Below are 23,473 nucleotides of genomic sequence, written 5' to 3' on the forward strand. Positions count from 1 at the left end.
GCACCTGTCCCTTTTCTCGTCCGAGGACAGGCATCAAGAGGAGGTTCGGTGGGGTTTCCCGTCGTGCTGCGCAACCGCGACTTCAACCTCTACTGGGGTGGTGTCGTGCTCAGCCAGATCGGCACCCGCGGGGCTGTCGCGGCCAACCTCTACCAGGTCTACGAGCTCACCCGTTCCACGGTGCAGGTCGGGATGGTCGGTCTCGCGCAGGCGGTGGCGCTGCTGGTGCTCTCCCCGCTGGGCGGCGTGCTCGCCGACCGGTTGGACCGCCGCCGCCTGCTGCAGTGGACGCAAGGCATCGCGCTGGTGGTCTCGGCGGCGCTGGCGGCGGTCACCTTCGCCGGGGTCGCGACGACCTGGATGGTCGCGACCTCGGCACTGCTGGCGACCGCGGCGGCGACCTTCGACCAGCCCGCTCGGCAGGCCCTGATCCCGGCGCTGGTGCCGCGCGACCGGCTCGTCGACGCCTTCGCGCTGCTCAACCCGTCGCGGGAGTTGGCGGTGCTGGTCGGCCCCGCGCTGGCCGGTGTCCTCATCGCCGTCTGGGGGCCGGGCGCGGTGTACGTCTTCGACGCGGTCACCTACGCGGCGATGGTGGTCATGCTCGCGATGATCAAGATCCCGCCGCTGATCCCGGACAAGCCGCACGCGCCGATCCTGGCCAGCCTCCGGGAGGGCGCGGCCTACGTCCGCGGGCGCCCGTTGATCTGGCAGTTGATGGGATTGGACCTCGCGGCAACGGTTTTCGGGGCCTACCGGGTGCTGCTGCCCGCCTTCGCCCTCGACGTCCTGCACGCCGGTCCCACCGGCTACGGGCTGCTGTCCGCGGCTCCGTCGGCGGGTGCGCTGATCGGTTCGGTGCTGGTGTTCCGGCTGGTGCGCTCGCAGCGCTCCGGGGTGATCGTGCTGATCTCCACGGCCGCCTACGGATTGATCGTGGTGGGCCTCGCGCAGGCCACCGCGTTCGGGGTGGCGCTGGTGCTGGCCGGACTGCTGGGGGTGGCCGACGCGCTCGCGACGACCATCCGCCACGCCGCGGTCCAGGTCGAGACGCCTGACGGGCTGCGCGGCCGGGTGTCGGCGATCTACCAGATGGCCTCGCGCGGTGGGCCCGCGCTCGGTGACACCGTGATCGGCGCCGCCGCCGGTGTGCTCGGCCCGGTGGGTGCGCTCACCGCCGGTGGTCTGGTGCCCGTGCTGGCCGCGGTGGCCGCATCGACCAGACCGGTGGTGCGCGGCTACAGCGTCGTCCAATCGGACACGACGAAGGTCTGAGCGGGTTCCGCTGCAACAGATGTTGACTTCGCCGTCGACGTTTCAGGCTGGTCACCCGTGGTGCACGGCCTCGACGTTGTGACCGTCGAGATCGCGCAGGAACACCCCGTAGTAGCCCGGGTGGTACTCCGGCCACTCGCGCGGAGCGTGCAGCACCTCGACACCCGCCCGCACGGCGGCCTGGTGGACCGCGTCAACGGCCTGGCGGTCGGCGGCGCGGAAAGCCAGATGCAGTTCCCGGGTTTCGGTGCCGGTGGCGGGACTGAGCCAGAAGCTCGGCGTGCCGTCAGCGCCGGACAGGCCGACGACCAGGCTGTCGCCGTGCGGGAACCGCACCGCCTCGTGGATGCCGATCGGGGCGAAGGTATGCAGGTAGAAGTCAAGCGACGCCTTGACGTCGGTCACGGGAACACCGATGTGGTCAAACATGCCGGGAGGATAGCCACGGCCTCTGACAAGGCGTCCCGGTAGCAATGGCGCAGCAGACAATGTTTTGCCATCTGGCCTGCGGCGATGTGTACCCCGGCGATCATGCCGTTGCCGCGGGTACCCGATCCGACGTGAAACGGCTACTGGCGCATCGACTGGGCCTGCGCTACGTGCAAGGCGCGGTGTCCACCGGGACGTCACTGCCTGGGGGCCGCGGCGTTGCCATCTCCACCGATCCCGACGAACTGGCTGAGGAACTGGAGCGCTTGGGCGAACACGAGGCATGGAACGGGCTGCTTGCCGATCTCGCTCCTCATCTCGGTTCGCTCTTCCCCCTGCTGGGCATGGACCTGACCACACCCGAGGCGACCGCGTTGCTGGCTGAGTTGCGCACGGACACCACGAGCGCGTTGCCCTTCCAGGGGCTCGTCACAGGCAACGCGTTCGACCTGATCACCGACCGGTTCCACGCCGAGGAGCTGCGCTCGGCGTTGCTTCCGTGGGCTTCGCATGCAGGGGTGGGGCCGCACGACGCCGCAGGCGCGCTGTGGGCCTCGGTGTTCGTCGCCATGCTGCCCTCGGGCAGTCCAGCGCCCGAGGGCGGTAGCGGCCGCCTGTCCGCCGCGCTCACCGCGCTCGTCGAACGGCATGGCGGGGTGGTGGTGACCGAAGTCGAGGTGGACGAGATCCTGGTCGGCGAAGGACGTGCCACCGGAGTGCGTACCACGGACGGCGCGGTGTACACCGCTGCCCAGGCGGTCGTCGCCACGACCGCTCCTGGCCAGCTGTACGGCTGGCTGCTGCGCGACGCCCCCGGCATTCCGGCAGGCGTGCGCAGCCAGGCGGCGCGTTACCGCTACCGGCGTGGCTGCTTCCAGATCAATCTGGCCTTGTCCGGCAAGCCGCACTTCTACGATCCCCGCCTCGACACCGGCTTGATCAACATCACCCGTGGCATCGCGGAACTGGTCGCGTCCATCCGCGAGGCCGATGACGGTCTGCTGCCCGCCCACCCCACCATCTCCTGGCACCAGCCCAGCGCGGTCGACCCCGGACGGGCGCCGGCTGGCTCGGCCGTCGTCCGCCTCCAGATCTTCGACGTGCCGTTGCACCCCGTGGGGGACGCCGGTCGGCGGCGTCGTCGCCGGGGGAAGCTGGACGCACGAGGTAACCGAGCGATTCGCCGACCGTGTGATCGCGGAAGCGGCCCAGCATGTAGCCGGGCTGGAGGACATGATCCTGGCCCGCCATCTGCTCAGCCCCGCGGACATCGCGGCGGACAACCCCAACGCTGGCCCGGGCGACAGCAACGCTGGCCACAACGCCCTGTCGCAGGGCTTCACCCAGCGCCCGATAGCGGCGCATCGCGGCGGATACGCCACCGCCGTACCGGGGCTCTATCTGATTGGGGCGGCGACCTGGCCGGGTCCGGGCGTGAGCGGCGCGTCAGGCCGCGCCGTCGCCCACTCCCTCCTCTCCGGGAACCGGCCCTAGAGACCACTGATGATCACGTGATCTTGCCCTGCCGCTTGCTGCGGTTAGACGGTGGCGTGGTCTGGCAGGCCGGTGGCGGCTGTGTTGTTCGGGCTGTTTCGGGTGGCTACGGTTCGGGCGGCGGTGACGATGTCCTGTCCGGTCAACTGGCCGGGGTCGACGGCGACTTCGTCCCTGGCGATCAGCGCGGCCAGCACCGCTTTGCGGATCTGCCGCCCGTCGAAGCCGCGCAGCAGGCCAGCGGCTTCGTCGATGGCGGCGATGTCGGTGCGCGCGGCCGAGGCAGCGGGCCACACGGCGGTGATCTCGGCCAGCGAGTGCTCGATGATGCGGCGGACCGTGCGGTCGTCGGGCAGATCGAGGTGGGCCACGAAGTCGGTCCGGGACAGCAGCGCGTCGTCGACGGCGGCCGGGAAGTTCGTGGTGGTCACCACGATGGTGCGCGGGCAGGAGCTGCGCAGGGCGTCGACTCCGGCCAGCACGGCGTCGGTGGCGCGGTGCACGTCGACGGGGTTGGTCTCGAACGAGGCGGTGCTGCGCTTGACCGCGAGGGCCTCCACCTCGTCCACCAGGACGATCAGGTGCGGGCGGCGGGCGGCGAGTTCCGGCAGCGTCTCGTGGAAGAGCCTGCTGACCGCGCGTTGGCTCTCGCCGAGCATGTCGCTGGGGAAGGCGTGCGGGTCGATCTCGACGAACGTGGTCGCACCGAGGTCGGATACGGCGAGGGCGGCTCGTTGGGCAAGGCCCTGCGCGAGCGTCGACTTGCCGGTGCCGGGCGGTCCGGCGAGCAGCACCAGCCCGTGCGGTGGCCCCGCCAGCTGGGCCAGTCGGCGACCGTGGCGCAGGACGAGCACGCAGTGCCGCAGCAGCCGGTCCTTCAGGTCGCCGGGCACGAAGATGGAGTCCCAGGGGCCCTCGTGGTGGTCGGCTGGCAGGGCGTGCAGGCCGAGGACTCCCTGGGGCAGTCGTGGCGTCATGGTCAGGGCCAGGTGGGTCGGCGCAACTCGGGCCAGTCCACTGTGGTCGGATCCCCGGCCTGGGCGTCGCGGATGTGCTCGGGCGGTTCTTCGAAGAGCACCAGCGGGTCGCACAGCGCGCGCATCGTCTCCAGGAGGGAGTCGAACATGTGGATGCGCACCACCTTGGCGGTGTTCTCGGGATCGTCGTTGATGTGCTGGTGCCACAGGTAGTGGTCGACGACGATGATGTCGCCCTTGCGCCAGGGGTGGTTCTCGCCGCCTTCGGGCTCGGCGCCGAGGTAGCTGTGCCCCTGGCCTTCGACGACGTACAGCCACGCCTCGCCGGGGTGGCGGTGCATCGACTGGCCGCGACCCGGTGCGATCTCGAACATCGCCATGGTGATGCCCGAGGCCTGGTAGCCGATGGCGCGGTCGAGCAGGAAGGTCGTGCGGGTTCCGCGCGGGGTGTTGACCAGTTCGAGGTCGTCCCAGCTGGTGTGCAGGCGCCCGGAGCGGCGCGCCTGCTGATCGTGCGCGAGGCGGCGCAGGCGGCGTGCGTAGGGGTCGTCGCCGTCGATGCCGGGCGAGTAGGGCGGGCGTCCGGGCAGTTCGGCGACGGGGGTGTCTCCGGCGTCTTCGAGGACGGCCATGCCCATCGTCTCCAGCATGGGCTGGCTGGAGAAGCTCAGGTAGCGCGCGGTGGTGGTGCCGTCGTTGCCGCTGCGGTGCCACGCCCAGGCCGGGAGGTGCACGGAGTCGCCGGGGCCCCAGTCGATGCGTTGCCCGTCGATCTCGAACCAGCCGTGGCCCGCGACGCAGAAGATCATGGCGTCCCAGGAGTGGCGGTGCACCGTGGTGGTGACGCCGGGGTCGATCTCGTGCACCAGCGCGTCCATCGAGCGGGTCGGCCGGTCGCCGTCGGCGCCGGTGAACACGCCGGTGCGCAGGCCGCGGGCGGTCTGGTGCAGCACGACGTCGGTGCCGTGCACGACGGTCAGGTGGTTCTTGCGCCAGTCCTCGATGAACTGGGCTCGGCGGCGTTTTTGGACGTGGTAGTGCGAAACCTCGGTTTTGGTACGCGTGGACATGCGTTCCCCAAACGAGTCGGAGCAGTCAGGACGGGGCGGGTTTGCGCCCATCTCAGCCGGATGCGGAGGTTTTCCGCATCCGGCCGAGATGCGGGTGGATCAGCGTGCGGAGACCGCGGCGATCTCCGTCTCGCCCGCGAACGTCGAAGCGGGCTCGAAGTAGTGCACGGTGTCGTAGCCGAGGTGCTTGAACACGCGGTTCTGCGCCGAGAGCAGCCGCAGCGGTGTGCCGTCGTGGGCGAAGATCTGGCACACGTGGTTCTGCGGCACGTAGAGGGTGTCGCCCTTCTTGATCTCGTAGCGCTTGGGCTCGCGGGCGATGCGGGCGTAGTACTTCTCCGCGATCTCCGCCTCGACTTCCCATTGCAGCGCGTAGCCGCCGCCGTCGATGACGTAGAGCACCTCGTCGGCCATCTTCCAGTACTTGCCGGAGTGGGTGCCGGCGGGGATGTCGAGTTCGAAGGCGTCGATGCTGAAGATGCGCGCGTCGGTCCGCTGCGGCGAGGAGAGCACCCGGACGTTGCCCAGTGGGGTGTTCTCCCAGGTCGTGTCGCTGGGGCTGATGACCTTCTTGCGGTCGAGCACGCCTGGGGTCCAGATCCGCGACCAGTCCTCGCGCGGGCCGAATTCGGGCTCCCGCTCGACCGGGCCGGAGCGGCCCTGCTGGATCAGGCCCATGAACATCCAGGTGCACTTGGCCTTGACCACCAGGGCGAGCGCTTTTTCGTCGTAGGGGTTGAAGTGCCGGTGCACCGAGTCGGTGTGCACGAACACCAGGTCGTCCTTGGCCCAGTCGTAGCGCTGGTCGTCGTGGATCTCGTAGCCGCGGCCTTCGAGGATGTAGAAGGCGGCCTCGTTCTGGTGGCCGTGCCCGTGGTTGCTCGACTGCGCGGGCAGTTCGACGAAGTGCACCTGGATGGTCTGGGTCAGGAAGTCCTCGTCGCCGGGCCCGATCCGCCACCAGGTGCGGGACTGGCTGCTGTCCCCGGAGTGCGCGACTTTCGCGTCGTCGACGACGACGGTGTCGTCACGGACTCGCTCGACGGCCAGCTGCTCTTGGCGGAATTGGCCCAGGCCGTAGGTTTCCGAGGTCAAGCCGCGTACGAAGACGCGTCCTTTCTTTCCCATGGGTCCTCCTGCATCGGATTTGTCCACTGACGGGTTCGGAACGTGCGGGTCAGCCTGCCGCGGTGGTGGCGACGGCGAGTTCGGTGTCGACGCCGATGCGTCCCACTTTGCGCGCCCCACCCGGGTTGCCCAGCGGGGCGTCCTTGCCGGGGAGTGCTTCGGTGAAGAAGCGGGCGTTGTCGGTCTTCCAGTCGTCGAGTTCCGCGTCGGCGGATCTGTCCAGCTGGATGGCCGACACCGGGCAGACGGGTTGGCAGGCACCGCAGTCGATGCATTCCTTCGGGTTGATGTAGAGCTTGCGGTCACCCTCGTAGATGCAGTCGACCGGACATTCCTCCACGCACGACATGTCTTTGACGTCCAGGCAGGCTGAGGTGATGAAGTAGGGCATCGAGGACCTCGATCGTCGGGCGGGTCACGCCGCGGAGTCGGTGGAGTGACCGGGAAACAGTGTGGTGGAGGGGTCGATGAGCACGGCGGCGTTGTTGACGGCGGTCGCCGCCTCGCCGAAGCCGACCGCGATCAGCCGGACTTTGCCGTCGTATTCGGTGATGTCACCGGCGGCGAAGATGCCGGGGAGGTTCGTGGCCATCCGGGAGTCGACGAGCACGTGGCGGTCTTCGATGTGGATGCCCCATGATTCCAGCGGACCGAGGTCCGCGGTGAAGCCCAAGGCCGCGATCACGGCGTCGCAGCGCAGCTCGCTCGTGGTCTTGCTGGTGAGTTCGCGCAGGCGCACGCCTTCCACGCTGCCGTTGCCGAAGAGTTCGTCGACGACGCAGGGGGTGCGCAGTTCGACGGTTGAGGCGCGCAGCGCGGTGACGGACGCGGCGTGCGCGCGGAAGGCGTCGCGGCGGTGCACCAGCACCACTTTGCGCGCGATCGGTACCAGCAGGTTGGCCCAGTCCACGGCGCTGTCGCCGCCGCCGACGACCACGACCTCGCGATCGGTGTATTCGGCGGGGTTGGGCACGAAGTAGGTCAGGCCGCGGTCGAGGTAGTCCTCGCCCGCGGGCAGCGGTCGGGGGGTGAAGGTTCCGATGCCGCCCGCGATGACGATCGCCTTGGTGCGGATCTGTTCGCCGCCATCGGTGGTCACGGTCCAGCCATCGGGCTCGCGGGCGAGTTCGGTCGCGCCCCGCCCGAGCCGGTAGTGCGGTTTGAACTGGTCCGCCTGGGTGAGCAGTCCTTCGACCAGGTCGCGTCCGCGAACCGCGGGCAGTCCCGCGACATCGTAGATCGACTTCTCCGGGTACAGGGCCGTGATTTGCCCGCCGGGATCGGGAAGGGAGTCGACGACGGCCACTTCCAGTCCGCGAAATCCGGCGTAGTAGGCGGCGTAGAGCCCGACTGGCCCCGCGCCCACGATGAGCAGATCGACGTTGAGCATCCACGCCTCCGTTCAATGGACTAACCATATCACCATATGGGGGTTGGTGAACAAGAGTCCACGGCGGCGATACCCGCCGCGTCGGGCGACATTCGGGGACGTCGTCTGTCGCCGGTGAATCGCCGCCGTTTCCGCGCAACCGGGTAGCCGAGTACGCTGCCGATAGGACTAACTGTCAGACCATTTCTGTCGGCGAGGAGTAGCGCGTGAGCGATATCCATCTCAGCATCGCGACCACGGACTACGACCACTTCCGGGATTTCCGCACCGGGCAGGTCAAGGCGCAGGGCATCGAGCACACCTGGTCGGTGCTCAGCCACCACGAGATCTTCGCCCGGTTCACCGCGAACCGGGAGTGGGACGTCAGCGAGCTGTCGTTCGCGAAGTTCAGCGCCCAGGTCACCCGGGAGAACCCGGACATCATCGGGTTGCCGGTGATCTGCTCCCGGCTGTTCCGCTTCGGTTCCTTCTACGTCAACCGCAACAGCGGCATCCGCACGGTGGAGGACCTGCGGGGCAAGAAGGTCGGCTCGCCGGAGTGGGCGCACTCGGCGGCGGTGTACATGCGCGGCTGGCTGCACAACGAGAAGGGCGTGAAGCTCGACGAGATCGAGTGGTACCAGGCCGGTGCCAACGCGCCGGGTCGGGTGGAGAAGGTCGAGCTCACGCTGCCCGAAGGGGTGCGGCTGACCCGGGTGGCCGACCGGTCGCTGTCGGATCTGCTCGCCGCCGGTGACATCGACTGCGCGATCATCGCCCGGCCGCCGACGTGCTTCCTCGACGGCCATCCCGATGTGGTTCGGCTGTTCCCGGACTTCGTGGACATGGAGCGGGAGTACTACCGGCGGTGCGGGGTGTGGCCGATCATGCACATCATCGCCGTGCAGCGGCGGGTGCTCGATGCGCATCCGTGGGTGGCCCGCAACCTCTACAACGCCTTCCAGGAATCCAAGCGCCGCAGCGTCGAACGGCTGCTGGACCCGGCGGTGTCGCGTTATCCGCTGCCGTGGCTGGCGAACTACGCGCGGGAGATGCGGGACTTCTTCGACGGCGATCCGTTCCCCTACGGCGTCAAGGAGAACATGGCGACCTGGGAGCAGTTGCTGACCTACTCCGCCCAGCAGGGCATCGCGCATCGGCTGGCCAGTCCCGCCGAGATCTTCCCGCCGGGCGTCACGACCGAGGTCGTCGTCTGATCAGGGGTGCAGCGCGGCCAGCGCGTCGATCTCGACGAGCTGGCCGGCGTAGCCGAGGACGGTGACGCCCAGCAGGGTGCTGGGCGGGTCGTGATCGCCGAAGCGGTCGCGCACCGCCTCCCAGGTCGTCACCAGGTCGGCCTGCCGCGTGGTGGCGACGTAGACGGTCGTTTTGACCACATCGGACAGTCGTGCCCCGGCTTCGCGGAGTGCGGTGTCGAGGTTGCGCATCATCTGGTGTGCTTGGGCGGCGTAGTCGCCGATCGCCACGGTCGCGCCGGTGTCGTCGAGGGGGCAGGCACCGGCGGCGAACACCAGGTGAGCGTCCGGGCGCACCACCGCGCCGTAGGCGTATTCGGCCACATCGGACAGGCTGCCGCTGCGGATCAGGCGGACCGGTTTCGACATGATCACCAGCCTAGCGCTGGCCTTCTCCGGCGTTGCTGCGCAACGCTTTCGCGGCCAGCAACGATCGACGAGCACTCCGCGCTTGGCGTAGTCAGGGCTGTTCGATCCAGGGCTTGAGGTGGTCGTGGTCGATCATGGCGGGAACGCGCGGAACGTTCAGACGGCGGCAAGTTGGTCGGCGAGGTCGTCGAGGCCATCGGCGTGGAGGTCGAAGCGTTCGCCAGGGGCCGGAGGATCACCGACGGGGCGAGCGACATAGGCGGTGCGCATCCCGATCTCGCGGGCTCCACGCAGGTCCCATGCGTGCGCGGCGACCATGAGCAGGCGTTCGGGCGGCCGAGCGGTGAGCTCGACGGCGAGGCGATAGACCTCGGCGGCAGGCTTGTAGGCCCCGGCGGATTCGGCCGACAGGGCCTGATGCCAGCGCAGCCCGGCGTGCGCGCCCAGCCGCAGCAACGCGGACCGGCTGGCGTTGGACAGCCCGATCAGCGGGAAGCGCTCGGCCAGGCGGGCCAGACCGCGCACCGCGTCCGGCCAGGGCGCGAGGCGTTGCCCGGCGGCGGCGAGCTCCGAGAGCACCGCGGGGTCGCTGACCCCGGCGCGGACCGCGACGAGCTCGGCAGCTTCGCGGTCGAGGACTTCGCTTGAGGCGAACGCCCGGTCACCACGCAGAATCCGCTGCTGCTCCTGCTCGATGTGCCGCTGCCACAGGCCCAACAGCTCTTCGAGCCCGGTCTCGTCGACGGACGGGGCGATGGTGCGGATGCCCGCGCGAAGCCCCGCGGGCTCGTCCACGAGGGTTCCCAGGACGTCGACGACGACGGCCTCGATCACAGGCAGCGGCATGGCAGCGGTTCTCCTCATCAACGGACCAGAAGGGCCAGCGCTGTCGGGTCCCAGGATGGGCCCCGACAACCCCAGGTAAGGGGTAAAGTCTGACTTAACCGAGAACTTAGGTCAGGGGTCGTAAGGTATGCAAGTTGTTCTTGACGATTACGTCTGGGCGGCCGGTGTCGCGACGGAGCTGGTGAACACCACCGCCGAGGTCTGGCGAGGCGACGAGCACCTGCCTGACCTCGCCGCCTTGACCGCCTTCGTCAACGAGCACCCCAGTCCCGCCGCGCACGCGCTCGGCGACCAGCACGACACCGGGGACACCCTGGTCGGGCTCGCGGCCCGAGCTCGACAGACGGACCTTGAGGACGTCCACGCCCTGCGCGTCGTCGTGCGCGACCTGATCGATCATCCCGAGCGGGACCGTCTCGTCGCTGGCGCGAGCGCGCTCACCGCTTCCGCCGCCGGAGCCACGTTGCTCGCCGAACCCGCCGCCCAGGAGCGCACCCACTGGGCGATCACTGTGCGGCCCAGCGCCACCATCACCGACGCTCTTGCTGTCATTTGCGGCGTCGGCGTCCTCGGCGTGGTCCACACGCTCGGGGAGCAGCGGTTCCGGCCGTGCGGAGCCCCGACCTGCCGCGGTGCGTTCATCGACACCACCCGCCCCGGACGGCGCCGCTACTGCATGCCAGGCCTGTGCGGCAACCGCGTCAACGTCGCGAACCACCGCGCCCGCCGAGCAGCGGCCCGCACCGGTGAGCCCTGAGGCGACCGGGACTCGACGCCGAGGGCACCGTCACCCGGACCGCCCGCTGGCGAAACACCTCCGCACCCTGACTCCGACGAGTTACACCGCGCGCCCACGCCGCCGGACCTGGTGACGCGTTCCTCAGGCGCCCCCCGGCTTCGAAGCGATCGTCCACGCCGTTCGCCTCAACGGCCCGTTCTTTCACGAGTCAGCGCAGCAAGGGGAGTGAACCGATGAGCCGGTTGACTCGTTTTTGCGGGCCGTGCAGGCCGACGCCGACGCTGTCGAGGTCCGCGGTGACCGTGGCCGCCATTTTGTCGATGTATTCCTCGTAGGTCTTACAGCTCTGGGCGAGCGCGCTGAAGGAGACGAAGAAGATCTCGTCGTCATCGGCGGCGGCCTGGACGGTGGCGGCGACTTTTTCGCGCGGGGCCTTCAGGATCGGGAGCGGCAGGTAGATGATCCCGGGATGCGCGACGCCGTCGGCGTCCTTGACGTCGGCGCCGACGAGGCCGTCGACTCGGTGGCCGAGGGTCACCGAGAGGACGCTGGCGGCGTTGGCCGCGAGGCCCGCGGGCAGCTCCTCGCTGACCACGATCGCGCATTTGTTCTTGACTTGTTCCGGCATTACCCGTCCTTCGCCGCGAGGGCAGTTTTCTTCGTGGTGTTCGATTTTCGGTAGATGCCAAGGGTGACGCCGACGATGACGATGGTGCCGCCGAGCACCTGCAGGAGATTGAGGGTCTCGCCGGCCAGCAGCACGGCCCAGCCGAGACCGGCCGCTGGGACGATGTTGAGCAGGTTGACCGCGACGCTCGGTTCGAGGCGGCGGAGGCCGTAGTTGTACAGCAGGAAAGCCGCGACCGAGCAGAGTGCCGCGAGGAAGCCGATCCGCAGCAGGTTTCCCCCGGCTGGGACGCTCCAGCGGTCCACCTCGGTCAGCGACAGCAGAACGAAACCGCCCGCGCCCGCCAGTGTCTGGTAGTAGGTGACCACGATCGGCGAGGCGCCGGAGTCGTCCCGCTGCGCGACCAGGTTGTAGACCGCCCAGACGACGCCGCCCGCGATGAGGATCAGGTCGCCCCACAGATGGTGCTCGCCCCCGCCACCGGTCTGCCCCTGCACGACCAGCCAGACACCGGCGACGGCCACCAGCATGCCGATCAGCCGGACGGGGGAGAACGTGGCGCGGCCGAACAGAATCTCCAGCACCAGGGTGATGATCGGGTAGGAGGCGACGATCAGCGTCGCGTCGGAAGCGGTGGCCAAGTCGACACCGACGTTCTCCAGCGCGAAGTACGCCGTGATCCCGAGCAGACCGGCGAAACCGATGAACAGCCGTTGCCTGGGGGACGGCAGCCGCCGCCGGTCTCGGCCAGTGTGCACGACCACGCCGAGGATGACCGCGGCGAGGACGAACCGCATAGCGCCGATGGTCATCGGCGGGATTTCCGCCAGCGCCACCTTGGTGACCGCGAACGAACTGCTCCAGATCAGCGCGGCGGCCAGGATGGCGGCCACGGAAAGGCCGAGGCCGCGCCGGGCGGCGCCGGTTTCCGGTGCCTTCGTGGCGAGTTCGGTGGACTCCGTGATGAACAACGTGTGCTCCCCCTGGCTGCGCGCACGAACGCGCATTGTCATGGCTTCACCGTAACAGCGAGCGGAAAGAACCCGAGTAAGGCCGTGCTAAATTCGGCAGTACGAGCAGAACGCCGAATTCTGCTCGCCGCCAAGGAGAGCGAGGCCTCGATGGACGAACTTGATACGGCCCTGCTGGCCATGCTCCAGGAGGACGCCAAGCAGACCAACAAGGAGCTCGCCCGTCGCCTGCACATCGCCCAGTCGACCTGCCTCGACCGAGTGCGGGAACTGAGCAGGCGCGGGATCGTGCGCGGCCACCACGTCGACGTCGACCTGAAGAAGATCGGCAGGCCGGTGCAGGCGATCGTCGCGGTGCGGCTGCGCCCGCCCGACCGCGCGGTGATCGAATCGTTCCACGCGTTCGTGACGAGCCTTCCCGAGGTGCTGTCGGTGTTCGTGATGTCCGGCAGCGACGATTTCCTGCTGCACATCGCGGTCGCCGACAACGACCACCTGAGCGGTTTCATCCTTGACCGGCTGACCCAGCGCAAGGAGATCGTCGACGTCCGGACCTCGGTCATCTTCAACCACTTCCGCCGCACCGTGGTGACGCCGCTGGATCCCGACAACGAGTCATGACACCTTGACGACGAGCCCGCTGTCCTGTTCGTCCACCCGTGCGGTGACGTGCAGCGCGGAAGCCACGCCCTGCGCCGCCACACCGAACGATTTGCAGACGGTGATCTCATCGCGTCACGACGTCCGATCACCTAACCCCGGAGGACCTGGCCGAGTCCGGCGAGCGAATCCGGTGTGGCGAGCGCCCCTTCCTGAATGAGGATCAGCAGATCGCCAGACTCCGCGAAGGCCGAAACCCCAGTGCCGAAACCCCAGTGTCGACCAGCCTGGCCTTCGCCATCAGGTCGGTGGCGAGTTCGCGGGGCGCGGGGATACAGACGCCGACGGCGTTGACATGCACTCCGGTCTTGACGTCGGCCAGTTCCAGCTTGTGGCGAGCGTCGCGGCATCCGGTGCCGCGAGTGATCCGGCATCGAGGATTTTGCGCGGTGTCCCGGTTTCGGCGTCGAAGACCATGACGACGCCTTGGTGGGTGTCGTCGATGACCGCGTCCAGGGAGTCGGACAGATGCACCATCACGATGATCCCGGCGATCCGTTCCCACCGCGACCCCCGAGGTCGAGTTCACCCTCGGCTAGCAGTGGAAGAAGGCTCTTGGTCGCGACGCGAACCCGCGCACCAGCGGGTCGCCTCGCGACCAAGAGCCCGACCACCTCTCGCCCGCGAAACCGGTCCGTGTTCCGCCGGGGAACAGCAGCACGTAGCGAGTGCGGTATCCGCGATGTTCGGCCGCGAACGATGCCCCGAGGAGGTCGTTGAGCTTCCCGCCCTGGAACATGGCCAGCCAGCCGTCGTAGCCGTGTTCCATCCCGAGGTCGTCCCACTGGATGCTCCCCGGGCTCACCCCGGGGCCCGCGATGTTCATGATGACCGGATCGTCGGCCTTCTCCAGCTGGTCGACCAGGCCGTATCCGAGCAGGAACCGACTCAGGTAGTACAGCGCGAAATTGTGCTCGAACCCCTCGGAGGTCACCGTGCGATAGGAACGGAAGTACCGCGCGCACAGCACGAGAACGTCCACTGCCGCGAACCGCGCTTTGATTTCCCCGATGACGCGCCGGTTTTCGCTGATGAGGCTGAGGTCCGCCCGCATGAAGAAGGCTCGGCCGCCCGCACCTGCCCGCTCCGCCGCGTCGAGAAACCGCTTCCCCTTCGCCGGATCGGGACCGATGACGGTCACTTTGTCGCCCCGGTCGAGGTAGGTGTGTGCGAGTGCCTCCCCGATACCCGAGGTGCCTCCCGACACAACAATCGTCCTCAACGCGATCCTCCTCGGAAATGCGGTCGGTGCTAGGACATTCCGCCACGCCGACTCGGAAACTTGAGCGACGTCCGGGTCCTGGCCGTCCCCGGTCGTCTCGGTGGTTCTGCGACCGGTGCGCTAGTGGACCTTGTCCGCGTCGTGGGATGGCATGGCCGCGGGAGCTGCCGCGGGGCGCATCCGGAACGCGGCGATCAAGGCGAGGACGACGATCAGGGCCATGACCAGGAAAACGTCGGAGTAGGCGGCGCCTTCGTGTCCGGGGTACAGGGGATTGATGGCGCCGCCGCCGCTTTGCTGCCGTGCGGCCACGAGCACACCGAACAGGGCCGGGCCGGTCCCGGCGCCGAGGAACTGGGCTCCTTGGAGGATTCCGAGGCCGACGCCGATCTGGTCGGCTGGTAGCGCGCTGGCGGCTGCGCTGATGATCGGGGTCATCACGAAGATGAAGCCAGCGCTGAGTCCGAGAATGCCGACGCCTGCGGGGATCACCGATGCGCCTGCGGTGAAGGTGGAGAGGAACAGGGCGAACACTGCGATGGCTACGAGGCCGGTCAGCACCAGGGGGCGGGTGCCGATGCGGTCGGCGAGGCGGCCGATCAACGGGGAGAGGACGGCGACGGCGGCCCCGGCCGGAATCATGACCAGGGCCCCTTGGCCAGGGGCGAGACCGCCCACGTCGACCACCAGCAGTGGAACGAACACCAGGCCGCCGAGGTTGACGGCCATGGCCAGGAACGCGACGACGACCGCGGACCGGTAGACCCGGTTGGTGAACAGCGCGGGCGGGACGAACGGCTGCGCGACGCGGACGGTGCGCCATCCGAACAGCGCGATCGCCAGGACCGCCACCACGAGGCTGCCCCAGGACGAGGGCGCGGTGAAGCCAGCGACCTGTGCCTGGGTGATGCCGAAGAGAACAAGCCCGGCGCCCAGGCCCAGCAGGATGCCGCCGGGCAGGTCGAACCGGCCCGCACCGGCCGGGGGCTCGCCCGGTAGCACGCGCGACGCGGCGGGCAGCAGTACCAACGCGACCACGAACATGAGCCAGAACAGCGCGGGCCAGCCGAGGAGCTGGCCGATCCCGCCGCCCATGGCCGGTCCGGCGGCCGTACCGATTCCCGCTGCCGCGGAGACGACGCCGATGCCCATCCCCCGCTTGTCCACCGGCATCAACCTGGTGACGGCGATGATGGCGAGCACGGGTATCGCGGCCGCGCCTCCCCCCATCACGATCCGCCCGAGCACGAGCACGAGGAGGTCTGGGGCGAGCGCGCAGATCAGGCTCCCGGCGGCGTAGGTCAGCAGGGCGAAACCGAACAGGCGCCGCAGGCTCACCCGGTCGGAGATGCGGCCGTAGAAGGGGATACCGACGGAGAACATCAGCAGGAAGCCGGTGACGACCCACGCGAGTTCCGCCTCGGAAGCTGCGAACTGCGCTCCGATCGAGGGCAGCATCAGATTGACCATGTCGCTGGCGATGACCGTGGCGAGCAGGGCTGGCATGAGCACTGCCAACAGGGCCAGCCCCGAGTCCCGTGGTTCGGTCGTGGTCGAGGTGGGTGTCATTGCTGCGCAGTCCTCCACATGGCATTTACTGCCACCGTTGTAGTTACAGTTAGGGCAAGCGAAAGGCGGAGGGTCCACCTCCGCCATTGCTCAGCTAGTGATTGCGCACCGCGAATTCACGCTCGGCGGCCAACACCTGCCGAAGCAGGTGGGCGATGGTCGTTCGACCGAGCCGTTCTTCCATGGCACGTTCCGCGTCCTGGAACTCCACCTCAAGCAGGGCCTGGATGTGACGTCCGACCTCGCACTCGGCGCTCGGCGGATGAGCGTGCCGCGACAGGATCGGCCCCGTCTCGACGGCGGTGTAGGCGTCGTAGAGCGTGATCTCGCGCGGAGGACGTGCGAGGGACCAGCCGCCACCACGTCCCTCCGTGGACCACACCAGGTCGGCGTCCCGCAGGCCACCGAGGACGCGCCGGACCAGAACCGGATTGCTGGCCAGGCTCTCCGCGATCTCCGCGGAGGTCAGCGATCGGTCGCCCCAGCGCGCCAACATCGTGAGCGCGTGAATCGCGACCGCGCTCCTGCTGCTGAGACCCACCGTGCCCCCTTCGCAACCGCCGCAAGACCATTCGAACTGCAACAAAGCTAGTTGCAGTTCGATCGCCTGTCAAACCGACACCCGAAAGACCATGGCTCTTCGCCGGGTTCGGCCAACAGCTCCTGGACGATCCATTGTGGACGAATCCGTGGGTTCACCGCTGGGCTGCACGCTCGGATCGGGTCAGTTCCCAGACGACGTCGACACCGGTGTCCCCGGGGGTGTTCGGTTCGCGGGCGGTGCTGCGGCGGTCGATGCAGGTGAAGCCGAGGCGCTGCGGCACGGCCTGGCTGGCGGTGTTGGCCGCGTCGTGCCGGATCTGCACGTGGTCGATGCCCGGCAGCACGAACGCTTCGTCCACCAGCGCCGCGGCGCTGGTGGTGACCAGGCCGTGGCCGGTGAAGTCGGGATGCAGCCAGTACCCGAGCTCCAAACCGCCGGGCCCGATGCGCCGTTCCAGGGAGATGCAGCCCGCGATCGCGCCGTCGGCGATGATCGCGTAGGTGTAGGCGTCGCCGCTGCGCCAGTTGCGGGCGCACAGGTCGAGGAATTCGGCCGCGGCGTCCAGCGGGTAGCCGCTGGCGGCCCACGGCATCCACGGCCGCAGGTGCGGCAGTGCTTCGATGACCACCCGGTGCATTTCGGCGAGGTCCTCGTCGCGCCAGCGACGCAGCACCGCCGAGTCGAGCTTGATCACTTCCGCGGGATGGGCCATGTGCTGATGGTGCTGCCCCGGAGTCGGTTCCGGCAACCACTTTTCCGCCGCCGCAAGCGGATTCGGACGCGAGAGGGCCGCCCCATCGCCGGGACGGCCCCTTCTCTCGCTGGGTGTGTCAGAGCAGGCCGAGGCCTGCGACCGCGTCGCGCTCCTCGACGAGCTCGTTGACCGAGGTGTCGATGCGCTCGCGGGAGAACTCGTCGATCTCCAGGCCCGGCACGATCTCGAACTTGCCGTCGCGGGCGGTGACCGGGAACGACGAGATCAGGCCCGTCGGCACGCCGTAGGAGCCGTCGGAGACCACGGCCGCCGAGGTCCAGTCGCCTTCGGGGGTGCCGTTGATCCAGGTGTTGACGTGGTCGACGGCGGCGTTGGCGGCCGAGGCTGCCGAGGAGGCGCCGCGGGCCTCGATGATGGCCGCGCCGCGCTTGGCGACGGTGGGGATGAACTCGTCGACCAGCCAGGCCTGCTCGACCTGCTCGGCGGCGATCTTGCCGCCGACCTCGGCGTGGAAGAGGTCGGGGTACTGGGTGGCGGAGTGGTTGCCCCAGATGGTCAGCTTCTTGATGTCGGTGACCGACACGCCCAGCTTCTGCGCCAGCTGGGTCAGCGCGCGGTTGTGGTCCAGGCGGGTCATCGCGGTGAACCGGTCGGCGGGCACGTCCGGGGCGTGGGCCTGGGCGATGAGCGCGTTGGTGTTGGCGGGGTTGCCGACCACCAGCACGCGCACGTCGTCGGCGGCACCGGCGTTGATGGCCTCGCCCTGCGGCTTGAAGATGCCGCCGTTGGCCTGCAGCAGGTCGCCGCGCTCCATGCCCTTGGTCCGCGGGCGCGCACCGACGAGCAGCGCGATGTTGGTGCCGTCGAAGGCAGTGCGGGCGTCATCGGTGATGTCGATGCTCTGCAGCAGCGGGAAGGCGCAGTCGTCGAGCTCCATCGCGGTGCCCTCGGCCGCCTTGACCGCCTGCGGGATCTCCAGCAAGCGGAGCTTGATCGGGGTGTCGGGCCCGATGAGCTGACCGGAGGCGATCCGGAACAGCAACGCGTAGCCGATCTGACCGGCCGCACCGGTGACGGTCACGGTGACGGGAGCTTGGGTCATGAGGTTCGTTCTCCTGCTCGCCGGGTGATTGCCTGCCCGGATGCTATCCCCAGCGCGGCGCTGCCGTTGCGGGCCCGCCACGGATCACAGTGGACGGCGGGCCGGACCGATTCAGCCGCCCAGCGGCGGGCGGCCAGGCCGCTGGGCGGTGCGTAATCATCGCCACGTTCACCTCGGCGGGTGGGGCGGTCGGTGGCGCGGAAAAATTCCTCGCCGGGTGGTGTCGATCCGGGCCGTGGTGGTTCGTGTGGTGGGTGAGAACCGGGTGAACGCCGGTTGCCGCGAATGCGAGGAGATCGTGATGAGGCAGTACTTGCTCAGCATCTACCAGCCCGACGGGCCGGTGCCGCCGCCGGAGGTGCTGGAGCCGATCGTCCGCGACCTGCAGGCACTCAATGCGGAAATGCAGGCCGCTGGGGCGTGGGTGTTCGCTGGCGGTCTGCACCCGCCGAGCACGGCGACCGTGCTGCGGGCGCAGGGCGAGGAGGTGCTCGTCACCGATGGGCCGTTCACCGAGGGCAAGGAGCACCTCGGCGGGTTCACGGTGATCCAGGCACCGGATCTGGACGCCGCCCTGGAATGGAGCCGCAAGCTCGCGCGGGCGACCACCCTGCCGATCGAGGTGCGGCCGTTGCAGGGCGAGGACGCCGAGATGACGTGCCAGCCATCGCAGTAGCGGAGGTCGAGGAGGTCTTCCGCGCGGAGTACGGCCGCGCCGTCGCCATCCTGGTCCGCGTCTTCGGCGACATCGACATCGCCGAGGAAGCGGTCCAGGACGCCTTCGCCGAGGCGCTGCGGCGGTGGCCGTCGGACGGGCTGCCGCCGAGCCCGGCGGGCTGGATCATCACCACAGCCCGCAACCGGGCGATCGACCGGCTGCGCCGGGAGGCATCCCGCGAGGACCGGCACGCCCAGGCCGCCCTGCTGCACGCCCGTGACGAGCCGGACGAGGAGTCTCCCGTGCACGACGACCGGTTGCGGCTGATCTTCACCTGCTGCCACCCGGCGCTGGCCACCGGCGCGCGGGTCGCTTTGACGCTGCGGCTGCTGGGCGGTCTGACCACCGCGGAGATCGCGCGCGCGTTCCTGGTGGCCGAGCCGACGATGGCCCAGCGGCTGGTGCGCGCCAAGGGCAAGATCCGCCACGCCGGGATCCCGTACCGGGTGCCCGGTGACGCCGACCTGCCGGAGCGGCTGCGCGCGGTGCTGGCGGTGGTCTACTTGATCTTCAACGAGGGCTACACGGCCAGTTCGGGTGCGCAGCTGGTGCGGGCGGACCTGTGCGGAGAGGCCGTCCGGCTGGGGCGGCTGCTGGCCGAACTCATGCCGGACGAACCGGAGGTCATGGGGCTTTTGGCGCTGATGCTGCTGATCGAGTCGCGGCGGCCCGCCCGCACCACCGGCGAGGGTGCTTTGGTGCTGCTGGCCGATCAGGACCGCGACCGCTGGGATCGCGATCTCATCGCCGAGGGGCAGGCCCTCGTGCGGCGCTGCCTGCGCCGCGACCGGCCCGGTCCGTACCAGATCCAGGCGGCGATCAACGCCGTGCACAGCGACGCACCAACTGCGGCCGCGACGGATTGGCGGCAGATCCGCATGCTCTACGACCAGTTGCTGGCGGTCTCGCCGAGCCCGGTGGTGGCGCTGCACCGCGCGGTCGCGGTGGCCGAGGTCGAGGGCCCGGCAGCGGGACTCGCCCTGGTTGACGAGCTCGATCTCGGTGGCTACCACGTGCTGCACGCCGTCCGCGCGGACCTGTTGCGGCGGCTGGGCCGCGTCGAGGAGGCCGCGCATGCCTATGACGCGGCGATCGCGGGCACCGACAACGCGGCCGAACGCGACTTCTTGCAACGGGCCCGCCAGCGGTTGGCGCGATGAGTCTCGCCGCGGCGGCCGGTCTACCTCTGGTGCAGGACGAAACAACGAGGTGGACGGAGCTGTGATGAGCCTTCCCGAGATCGTTTCGCACCAGGAGTGGCTGGTGGCCCGTCGTGAGCTGTTGGCACGGGAGAAGGAGTTCACCCGCGCCCGCGACGAGCTCAACGCCGACCGGCGGCGGTTGCCGATGGTCGAGATCGACAAGGACTACCGGTTCGAAGGCCCGCAGGGTCCGGTGGACCTGCCGGGCCTGTTCGACGGACGGGCGCAGCTGGTGATCTACCACGCCATGTTCGATCCGAGCTGGGAGGCCGCCTGCCGGAGCTGTTCGGCGTTCATCGACCAGATCGGGCACTTGGCGCACCTGCGCGCCCGCGGCACGTCGCTGGTGCTGGTCTCCCGCGCGCGGCTGACCAAGATCGAGAGGTTCCGGGCCCGGATGGGCTGGACGGTGCCGTGGTTGTCCTCATTCGGCAGCGACTTCAACTACGACTTCCACGTGACGCTGGACGAGTCGGTGTGCCCGGTGGAATACAACTACCGCAGCGCCGAGGAGCACCGGCGGGCCGGAACCGACTACTACGTCTCCGGCGAGCAGCCCTTCGAGCTGCCCGGCTTGAGTTGCTTCCTGCGCGTCGACGACAAGGTATTCCACACCTACTCCACCTACGGGCGGGGACTGGACGTACTGGGCAGCACGACGAGCTTCCTGGACCTGACGGCGCTGGGCCGCCAGGAGGACTGGGAGAAGCCGGAAGGCCGCGCCACCGGTCTGGGCGCTCCGGCGGGCAGCCCGCAGGTCCGCTACCACGACGAGTGCGACGACTGATGCGCTGGCCGCCACTGGATTCGCCAGGTGCGGGCAGATTCTCGGGTGCCAGCCCGCACCTGGCGTTCCAGACGCCGCACCCGCGTCGGGTGGGTCAGCGGGTGCGGCCGAGTTCTCCGGTTCGGGCGCCTGCTTGGAAGCGGGACTGGGCTTCCAGCTGCGTCGTGAGTTCGGCGACGCGGCGCCGGTAGGTGCGCCGGGAAATGCCGATGCGGCGGTGGAGCGGGCCAGTACCGCCGGATTGGCTGTTTGTGCTGGTGCGGTCGCTGCTTAGCGTTCGGCTACGACAGGTGGCGTGCGGCAGGAGGTTACGTGGTGGTCGGGTTTCCGGCAGTGGCGGGCATCGCGGTGGTGGCGTTGGGCTTGGTGCTCACGCCGGGGCCGAACATGTTCTACCTGGTGTCGCGGTCGTTGACGCAGGGGCGGCGGGCCGGGTTGGTGTCGCTGCTGGGGGTGGCGGTGGGGTTCGTGGTGTACGCGGCGGCGGCCACCGCGGGGATCGCCACGGTGTTCTCGCTGGTGCCCGCGCTGTACACGGCGGTGCAGATCGCGGGCGCGGGGTATTTGCTGTGGTTGGCGTGGCAGGCGGTGCGTCCGGGTGGGGTGTCGGTGTTCGCGCCGGTGTCCACCCCCGCGCACGGGCCGGGCAGGTTGTTCACGATGGGGCTGGTGACCAACCTGCTCAACCCGAAGATCGCGGTCCTCTACGTGTCGCTGCTGCCGCAGTTCATCGACCCGAGCCGGGGTGGTGTGGCGGTGCAGAGCCTGACGTTGAGCGTGGTGCAGATCGTGGTGGCGGTGTCGATCAACGCGTTGATCGTGGTGACCGCCGGTTCGGTGGCGGGTCTGCTGGGTCGGCGCCCGGGTTGGTTGCGGGTGCAGCGCTATTTCATGGGGACGGTGCTTGCTGGGCTGGCGGTGCACCTGCTGGTCGACCGGGCTCGTCCGGCCTGACGCCGAGTGCCGCACGCGGCCCAGCCGCGCCTTCCCCGTTCGGCGCCGTCGCCGGTACTCCCGCTTTGCCAGGGGAGAAGGGAAAGCCCCGGGTGGTCACCCGGTGGGTTGCGCTGGTGCGGGGTGGGTGGCGTGGCGCAGCGGTGAGAAGGCCAGTGTGGTGGCCGAGATGGCCAGGCCGGTGATGCCGATCCACAGTGCCGTTCGATAGCTCGCGGCGTCGGCGACCAGTCCGCCGAGTGGGGCGCCGAGCACGATCGCGCCGCGGTTGAGGGAACGGATGGTGGTGTTCATCCTGCCCTGCAGGCGATCCGGCGTGCTGGCCTGGCGGTAGGCCATTTCGTTGGGTCCTTCGACGCCCATCAGGATCCAGAAGCAGAACTGCGCCGCCGCGAGCATCGCGATGGCCGCCGGGCCGGGTGCGGCCAGGGGCACCAGCAGCCACGGCAGCGCCATGAGGGAGCGGGTCGCGACCATGCTGCGTCCGGCGCCGAAGCGCTGCGCGCAGCGGTTGGCCAACGCCCCACCCAGGACCGCGCCCACCCCGGCGCAGGCGTAGCAGACGCCGAGTTGGAGTTCGTCGAGCCCGAGTCCGCCGGTGGCCGGGGCGCGGAGCACGTAGAGGACGAAGACGGTGGTGAGCGCGCTGTGGGACAGGAACCAGAGGTGTCCGCTGAGGGCGATCGGCGCGAGCATGCGGTGCCGGTACACCCAGGACAGGCCTTCGCGCAGTTCGGCGAGCAGGTGGCGGCGGGCCGCCCGTGGTGCCGCTGGTTCCTGGATCCGGATGGTGGCCAGCAGCAGTCCGGAGATCAGGTAGGAGATCGCGTCGATGAGGATCGTCAGCGGCGCGCCGATGATCTTGATCAGTGCTGCGGCCAGCAGCGGCCCGGTGGTTTGGGCGACCGCGTCGGACTGCTCCAGTCTGGCGTTGGCGGAGGTGAGCAGTCGCGTTGGCACCAGGCGTGGCAGGAAGGCTTGGTCGGCTGCGTCGAAGAACAGCGACAGCAGTCCCATCGCCGCTACGAACAGCACCAGGCTCGGCAGGCTGAGCAGGTCGAACGCGTGCAGCACGGGGATCGCGCACAGCAGCAGCGCTCGTGCGAGGTCGGCTCCGACGAGCAGGGGTTTGCAGCGGTAGCGGTCGACGATGACCCCGGCGAGCAGGCCGAGCAGCAGGTAGGGCACCCAGCGGGCGGCGCCCAGCACGCCGAGTTCGGTGGCGGTGGCGTGCAGGGTGACGGCGGCGAGGATTTGCAGGGCCAGGCCGGTGATGTAGGTGCCGAAGATCGACACGGTCGATGCCGTCCAGAACCGGCGGTAGGCGGCAAGACCGACGAGACCTGGCATGGCCGGGACGCTAGCACCGGCGCGGTCGAGCTCCGACCACAGTGGAGCGCGGCCACCTGCGGGCTCGTGAGTGGCGATCCCGGTTCTCACCAGGACGAT

The 23,473-nt window shown here is 69.2% G+C and carries 27 protein-coding genes and 1 pseudogene; 9 read left to right on the forward strand and 19 right to left on the reverse strand.

Annotation, left to right across the window (positions count from 1 at the left end; genetic code table 11):
- Positions 1-48 precede the first annotated feature (48 nt).
- Positions 49-1,275: an MFS transporter gene (locus ACTWQN_RS08915; protein WP_443202887.1), complete on the forward strand. Its 1,227-nt coding sequence runs from the start codon at positions 49-51 to the stop codon at positions 1,273-1,275.
- Positions 1,276-1,326: 51 nt separating this feature from the next.
- Here the strand turns inward: ACTWQN_RS08915 and ACTWQN_RS08920 are convergent, their stop codons facing one another.
- Positions 1,327-1,704: a VOC family protein gene (locus ACTWQN_RS08920; protein WP_443202888.1), complete on the reverse strand. Its 378-nt coding sequence runs from the start codon at positions 1,702-1,704 to the stop codon at positions 1,327-1,329.
- 197 nt (positions 1,705-1,901) lie between these two features.
- Positions 1,902-2,717, reverse strand: coding sequence for a hypothetical protein (locus tag ACTWQN_RS08925; RefSeq protein ID WP_443202889.1), 816 nt, complete (start codon positions 2,715-2,717; stop codon positions 1,902-1,904).
- A gap of 178 nt (positions 2,718-2,895) precedes the next feature.
- On the opposite strand from ACTWQN_RS08925, the gene ACTWQN_RS08930 reads away from it, so the two are divergent.
- Positions 2,896-3,198 (forward strand): hypothetical protein, encoded by a 303-nt coding sequence (locus tag ACTWQN_RS08930; RefSeq protein WP_443202890.1) that lies wholly within the window; start codon positions 2,896-2,898, stop codon positions 3,196-3,198.
- A gap of 44 nt (positions 3,199-3,242) precedes the next feature.
- On the opposite strand, the gene ACTWQN_RS08935 is transcribed toward ACTWQN_RS08930, so the two are convergent.
- The 5 genes from ACTWQN_RS08935 to ACTWQN_RS08955 all read right to left on the reverse strand — a co-directional run bounded on the left by ACTWQN_RS08935 (position 3,243) and on the right by ACTWQN_RS08955 (position 7,763).
- Positions 3,243-4,175, reverse strand: a complete 933-nt coding sequence (locus tag ACTWQN_RS08935) for an ATP-binding protein (protein ID WP_443202891.1) — start codon at positions 4,173-4,175, stop codon at positions 3,243-3,245.
- Positions 4,176-4,177: 2 nt separating this feature from the next.
- On the reverse strand, positions 4,178-5,245 hold the full coding sequence (locus tag ACTWQN_RS08940; RefSeq protein ID WP_443202892.1) for a cupin domain-containing protein: 1,068 nt from the start codon (positions 5,243-5,245) through the stop codon (positions 4,178-4,180).
- A gap of 99 nt (positions 5,246-5,344) precedes the next feature.
- Positions 5,345-6,373 (reverse strand): cupin domain-containing protein, encoded by a 1,029-nt coding sequence (locus ACTWQN_RS08945; protein WP_443202893.1) that lies wholly within the window; start codon positions 6,371-6,373, stop codon positions 5,345-5,347.
- A gap of 49 nt (positions 6,374-6,422) precedes the next feature.
- Positions 6,423-6,764: a ferredoxin gene (fdxA, locus tag ACTWQN_RS08950; RefSeq protein ID WP_443202894.1), complete on the reverse strand. Its 342-nt coding sequence runs from the start codon at positions 6,762-6,764 to the stop codon at positions 6,423-6,425.
- A gap of 24 nt (positions 6,765-6,788) precedes the next feature.
- Positions 6,789-7,763: an NAD(P)/FAD-dependent oxidoreductase gene (locus ACTWQN_RS08955; protein ID WP_443202895.1), complete on the reverse strand. Its 975-nt coding sequence runs from the start codon at positions 7,761-7,763 to the stop codon at positions 6,789-6,791.
- A gap of 206 nt (positions 7,764-7,969) precedes the next feature.
- On the opposite strand from ACTWQN_RS08955, the gene ACTWQN_RS08960 reads away from it, so the two are divergent.
- Positions 7,970-8,959, forward strand: coding sequence for a substrate-binding domain-containing protein (locus tag ACTWQN_RS08960; protein WP_443202896.1), 990 nt, complete (start codon positions 7,970-7,972; stop codon positions 8,957-8,959).
- Here the strand turns inward: ACTWQN_RS08960 and ACTWQN_RS08965 are convergent, their stop codons facing one another.
- Both ACTWQN_RS08965 and ACTWQN_RS08970 read right to left on the reverse strand, forming a co-directional pair.
- The gene (locus ACTWQN_RS08965) at positions 8,960-9,367 is read right to left on the reverse strand and encodes a RidA family protein (protein WP_443202897.1); all 408 of its coding nucleotides are present in this window, start codon (positions 9,365-9,367) and stop codon (positions 8,960-8,962) included. It lies immediately after the preceding gene.
- Between the two features lie 156 nt (positions 9,368-9,523).
- Complete coding sequence (locus ACTWQN_RS08970) at positions 9,524-10,213, reverse strand: haloacid dehalogenase type II (protein ID WP_443202898.1); 690 nt, start codon at positions 10,211-10,213, stop codon at positions 9,524-9,526.
- Between the two features lie 127 nt (positions 10,214-10,340).
- Between ACTWQN_RS08970 and ACTWQN_RS08975 the strand changes: the two genes are divergently transcribed.
- Positions 10,341-10,970 (forward strand): CGNR zinc finger domain-containing protein, encoded by a 630-nt coding sequence (locus tag ACTWQN_RS08975; protein ID WP_443202899.1) that lies wholly within the window; start codon positions 10,341-10,343, stop codon positions 10,968-10,970.
- Between the two features lie 190 nt (positions 10,971-11,160).
- Here ACTWQN_RS08975 and ACTWQN_RS08980 read toward each other — a convergent pair whose 3' ends face one another.
- Both ACTWQN_RS08980 and ACTWQN_RS08985 read right to left on the reverse strand, forming a co-directional pair.
- Positions 11,161-11,580 carry a DUF2000 domain-containing protein gene (locus tag ACTWQN_RS08980; protein ID WP_443202900.1) on the reverse strand — a complete coding sequence of 140 codons (420 nt, stop codon included), beginning with the start codon at positions 11,578-11,580 and terminating at the stop codon, positions 11,161-11,163.
- Positions 11,580-12,593 carry a DMT family transporter gene (locus ACTWQN_RS08985; protein ID WP_443202901.1) on the reverse strand — a complete coding sequence of 338 codons (1,014 nt, stop codon included), beginning with the start codon at positions 12,591-12,593 and terminating at the stop codon, positions 11,580-11,582. The genes ACTWQN_RS08980 and ACTWQN_RS08985 overlap by 1 nt, the downstream gene beginning before the upstream one ends.
- Before the next feature lie 108 nt (positions 12,594-12,701).
- Between ACTWQN_RS08985 and ACTWQN_RS08990 the strand changes: the two genes are divergently transcribed.
- Positions 12,702-13,172, forward strand: coding sequence for an Lrp/AsnC family transcriptional regulator (locus tag ACTWQN_RS08990; protein ID WP_443202902.1), 471 nt, complete (start codon positions 12,702-12,704; stop codon positions 13,170-13,172).
- A 279-nt stretch (positions 13,173-13,451) separates the two neighbouring features.
- On the opposite strand, the gene ACTWQN_RS08995 is transcribed toward ACTWQN_RS08990, so the two are convergent.
- The 6 genes from ACTWQN_RS08995 to ACTWQN_RS09020 all read right to left on the reverse strand — a co-directional run bounded on the left by ACTWQN_RS08995 (position 13,452) and on the right by ACTWQN_RS09020 (position 18,363).
- Positions 13,452-13,688, reverse strand: a complete 237-nt coding sequence (locus ACTWQN_RS08995) for a hypothetical protein (protein ID WP_443202903.1) — start codon at positions 13,686-13,688, stop codon at positions 13,452-13,454.
- Positions 13,689-13,746: 58 nt separating this feature from the next.
- Positions 13,747-14,433 (reverse strand): SDR family NAD(P)-dependent oxidoreductase, encoded by a 687-nt coding sequence (locus ACTWQN_RS09000; protein WP_443202904.1) that lies wholly within the window; start codon positions 14,431-14,433, stop codon positions 13,747-13,749.
- Between the two features lie 120 nt (positions 14,434-14,553).
- Positions 14,554-16,002 (reverse strand): MFS transporter, encoded by a 1,449-nt coding sequence (locus ACTWQN_RS09005; RefSeq protein ID WP_443202905.1) that lies wholly within the window; start codon positions 16,000-16,002, stop codon positions 14,554-14,556.
- Positions 16,003-16,096: 94 nt separating this feature from the next.
- Positions 16,097-16,543 (reverse strand): Rrf2 family transcriptional regulator, encoded by a 447-nt coding sequence (locus ACTWQN_RS09010; RefSeq protein WP_443202906.1) that lies wholly within the window; start codon positions 16,541-16,543, stop codon positions 16,097-16,099.
- Between the two features lie 154 nt (positions 16,544-16,697).
- Positions 16,698-17,258: a GNAT family N-acetyltransferase gene (locus ACTWQN_RS09015; RefSeq protein WP_443202907.1), complete on the reverse strand. Its 561-nt coding sequence runs from the start codon at positions 17,256-17,258 to the stop codon at positions 16,698-16,700.
- Between the two features lie 118 nt (positions 17,259-17,376).
- Positions 17,377-18,363, reverse strand: a complete 987-nt coding sequence (locus ACTWQN_RS09020) for a malate dehydrogenase (protein WP_443202908.1) — start codon at positions 18,361-18,363, stop codon at positions 17,377-17,379.
- A 301-nt stretch (positions 18,364-18,664) separates the two neighbouring features.
- Between ACTWQN_RS09020 and ACTWQN_RS09025 the strand changes: the two genes are divergently transcribed.
- The 3 genes from ACTWQN_RS09025 to ACTWQN_RS09035 all read left to right on the forward strand — a co-directional run bounded on the left by ACTWQN_RS09025 (position 18,665) and on the right by ACTWQN_RS09035 (position 21,070).
- Complete coding sequence (locus ACTWQN_RS09025) at positions 18,665-19,039, forward strand: YciI family protein (protein ID WP_443202909.1); 375 nt, start codon at positions 18,665-18,667, stop codon at positions 19,037-19,039.
- A complete protein-coding gene (locus tag ACTWQN_RS09030; RefSeq protein WP_443202910.1) occupies positions 19,021-20,241 on the forward strand; it encodes an RNA polymerase sigma factor in 1,221 nt (406 codons plus the stop codon). The genes ACTWQN_RS09025 and ACTWQN_RS09030 overlap by 19 nt, the downstream gene beginning before the upstream one ends.
- 64 nt (positions 20,242-20,305) lie before the next feature.
- Positions 20,306-21,070, forward strand: coding sequence for a DUF899 domain-containing protein (locus ACTWQN_RS09035; protein ID WP_443202911.1), 765 nt, complete (start codon positions 20,306-20,308; stop codon positions 21,068-21,070).
- A gap of 94 nt (positions 21,071-21,164) precedes the next feature.
- Here the strand turns inward: ACTWQN_RS09035 and ACTWQN_RS09040 are convergent.
- Positions 21,165-21,287, reverse strand: a pseudogene (locus ACTWQN_RS09040) (DNA-binding response regulator); the annotation flags it as partial.
- Between the two features lie 98 nt (positions 21,288-21,385).
- Here ACTWQN_RS09040 and ACTWQN_RS09045 point away from each other — a divergent pair.
- A complete protein-coding gene (locus ACTWQN_RS09045) occupies positions 21,386-22,024 on the forward strand; it encodes a LysE family translocator (RefSeq protein WP_443202912.1) in 639 nt (212 codons plus the stop codon).
- Positions 22,025-22,120: 96 nt separating this feature from the next.
- Here ACTWQN_RS09045 and ACTWQN_RS09050 read toward each other — a convergent pair whose 3' ends face one another.
- Positions 22,121-23,374, reverse strand: a complete 1,254-nt coding sequence (locus ACTWQN_RS09050) for an MFS transporter (RefSeq protein ID WP_443202913.1) — start codon at positions 23,372-23,374, stop codon at positions 22,121-22,123.
- Positions 23,375-23,473: the final 99 nt, after the last annotated feature.

It is taken from the genome of Saccharopolyspora antiqui, assembly GCF_052246905.1.
Lineage (GTDB): Bacteria > Actinomycetota > Actinomycetes > Mycobacteriales > Pseudonocardiaceae > Saccharopolyspora.

Bases quoted from the DNA above. Each gene is read 5' to 3' on its own strand.
- ACTWQN_RS08920 (WP_443202888.1), bottom strand. From the start codon at position 1,704: ATGTTTGACCACATCGGTGTTCCCGTGACCGACGTCAAGGCGTCGCTT.
- ACTWQN_RS08935 (WP_443202891.1), bottom strand. From the start codon at position 4,175: ATGACGCCACGACTGCCCCAGGGAGTCCTCGGCCTGCACGCCCTGCCA.
- ACTWQN_RS08940 (WP_443202892.1), bottom strand. From the start codon at position 5,245: ATGTCCACGCGTACCAAAACCGAGGTTTCGCACTACCACGTCCAAAAA.
- ACTWQN_RS08945 (WP_443202893.1), bottom strand. From the start codon at position 6,373: ATGGGAAAGAAAGGACGCGTCTTCGTACGCGGCTTGACCTCGGAAACC.
- fdxA (WP_443202894.1), bottom strand. From the start codon at position 6,764: ATGCCCTACTTCATCACCTCAGCCTGCCTGGACGTCAAAGACATGTCG.
- ACTWQN_RS08955 (WP_443202895.1), bottom strand. From the start codon at position 7,763: ATGCTCAACGTCGATCTGCTCATCGTGGGCGCGGGGCCAGTCGGGCTC.
- ACTWQN_RS08965 (WP_443202897.1), bottom strand. From the start codon at position 9,367: ATGTCGAAACCGGTCCGCCTGATCCGCAGCGGCAGCCTGTCCGATGTG.
- ACTWQN_RS08970 (WP_443202898.1), bottom strand. From the start codon at position 10,213: ATGCCGCTGCCTGTGATCGAGGCCGTCGTCGTCGACGTCCTGGGAACC.
- ACTWQN_RS08975 (WP_443202899.1), top strand. From the start codon at position 10,341: ATGCAAGTTGTTCTTGACGATTACGTCTGGGCGGCCGGTGTCGCGACG.
- ACTWQN_RS08980 (WP_443202900.1), bottom strand. From the start codon at position 11,580: ATGCCGGAACAAGTCAAGAACAAATGCGCGATCGTGGTCAGCGAGGAG.
- ACTWQN_RS08985 (WP_443202901.1), bottom strand. From the start codon at position 12,593: ATGACAATGCGCGTTCGTGCGCGCAGCCAGGGGGAGCACACGTTGTTC.
- ACTWQN_RS08990 (WP_443202902.1), top strand. From the start codon at position 12,702: ATGGACGAACTTGATACGGCCCTGCTGGCCATGCTCCAGGAGGACGCC.
- ACTWQN_RS08995 (WP_443202903.1), bottom strand. From the start codon at position 13,688: ATGGTGCATCTGTCCGACTCCCTGGACGCGGTCATCGACGACACCCAC.
- ACTWQN_RS09005 (WP_443202905.1), bottom strand. From the start codon at position 16,002: ATGACACCCACCTCGACCACGACCGAACCACGGGACTCGGGGCTGGCC.
- ACTWQN_RS09015 (WP_443202907.1), bottom strand. From the start codon at position 17,258: ATGGCCCATCCCGCGGAAGTGATCAAGCTCGACTCGGCGGTGCTGCGT.
- ACTWQN_RS09020 (WP_443202908.1), bottom strand. From the start codon at position 18,363: ATGACCCAAGCTCCCGTCACCGTGACCGTCACCGGTGCGGCCGGTCAG.
- ACTWQN_RS09025 (WP_443202909.1), top strand. From the start codon at position 18,665: ATGAGGCAGTACTTGCTCAGCATCTACCAGCCCGACGGGCCGGTGCCG.
- ACTWQN_RS09035 (WP_443202911.1), top strand. From the start codon at position 20,306: ATGAGCCTTCCCGAGATCGTTTCGCACCAGGAGTGGCTGGTGGCCCGT.
- ACTWQN_RS09050 (WP_443202913.1), bottom strand. From the start codon at position 23,374: ATGCCAGGTCTCGTCGGTCTTGCCGCCTACCGCCGGTTCTGGACGGCA.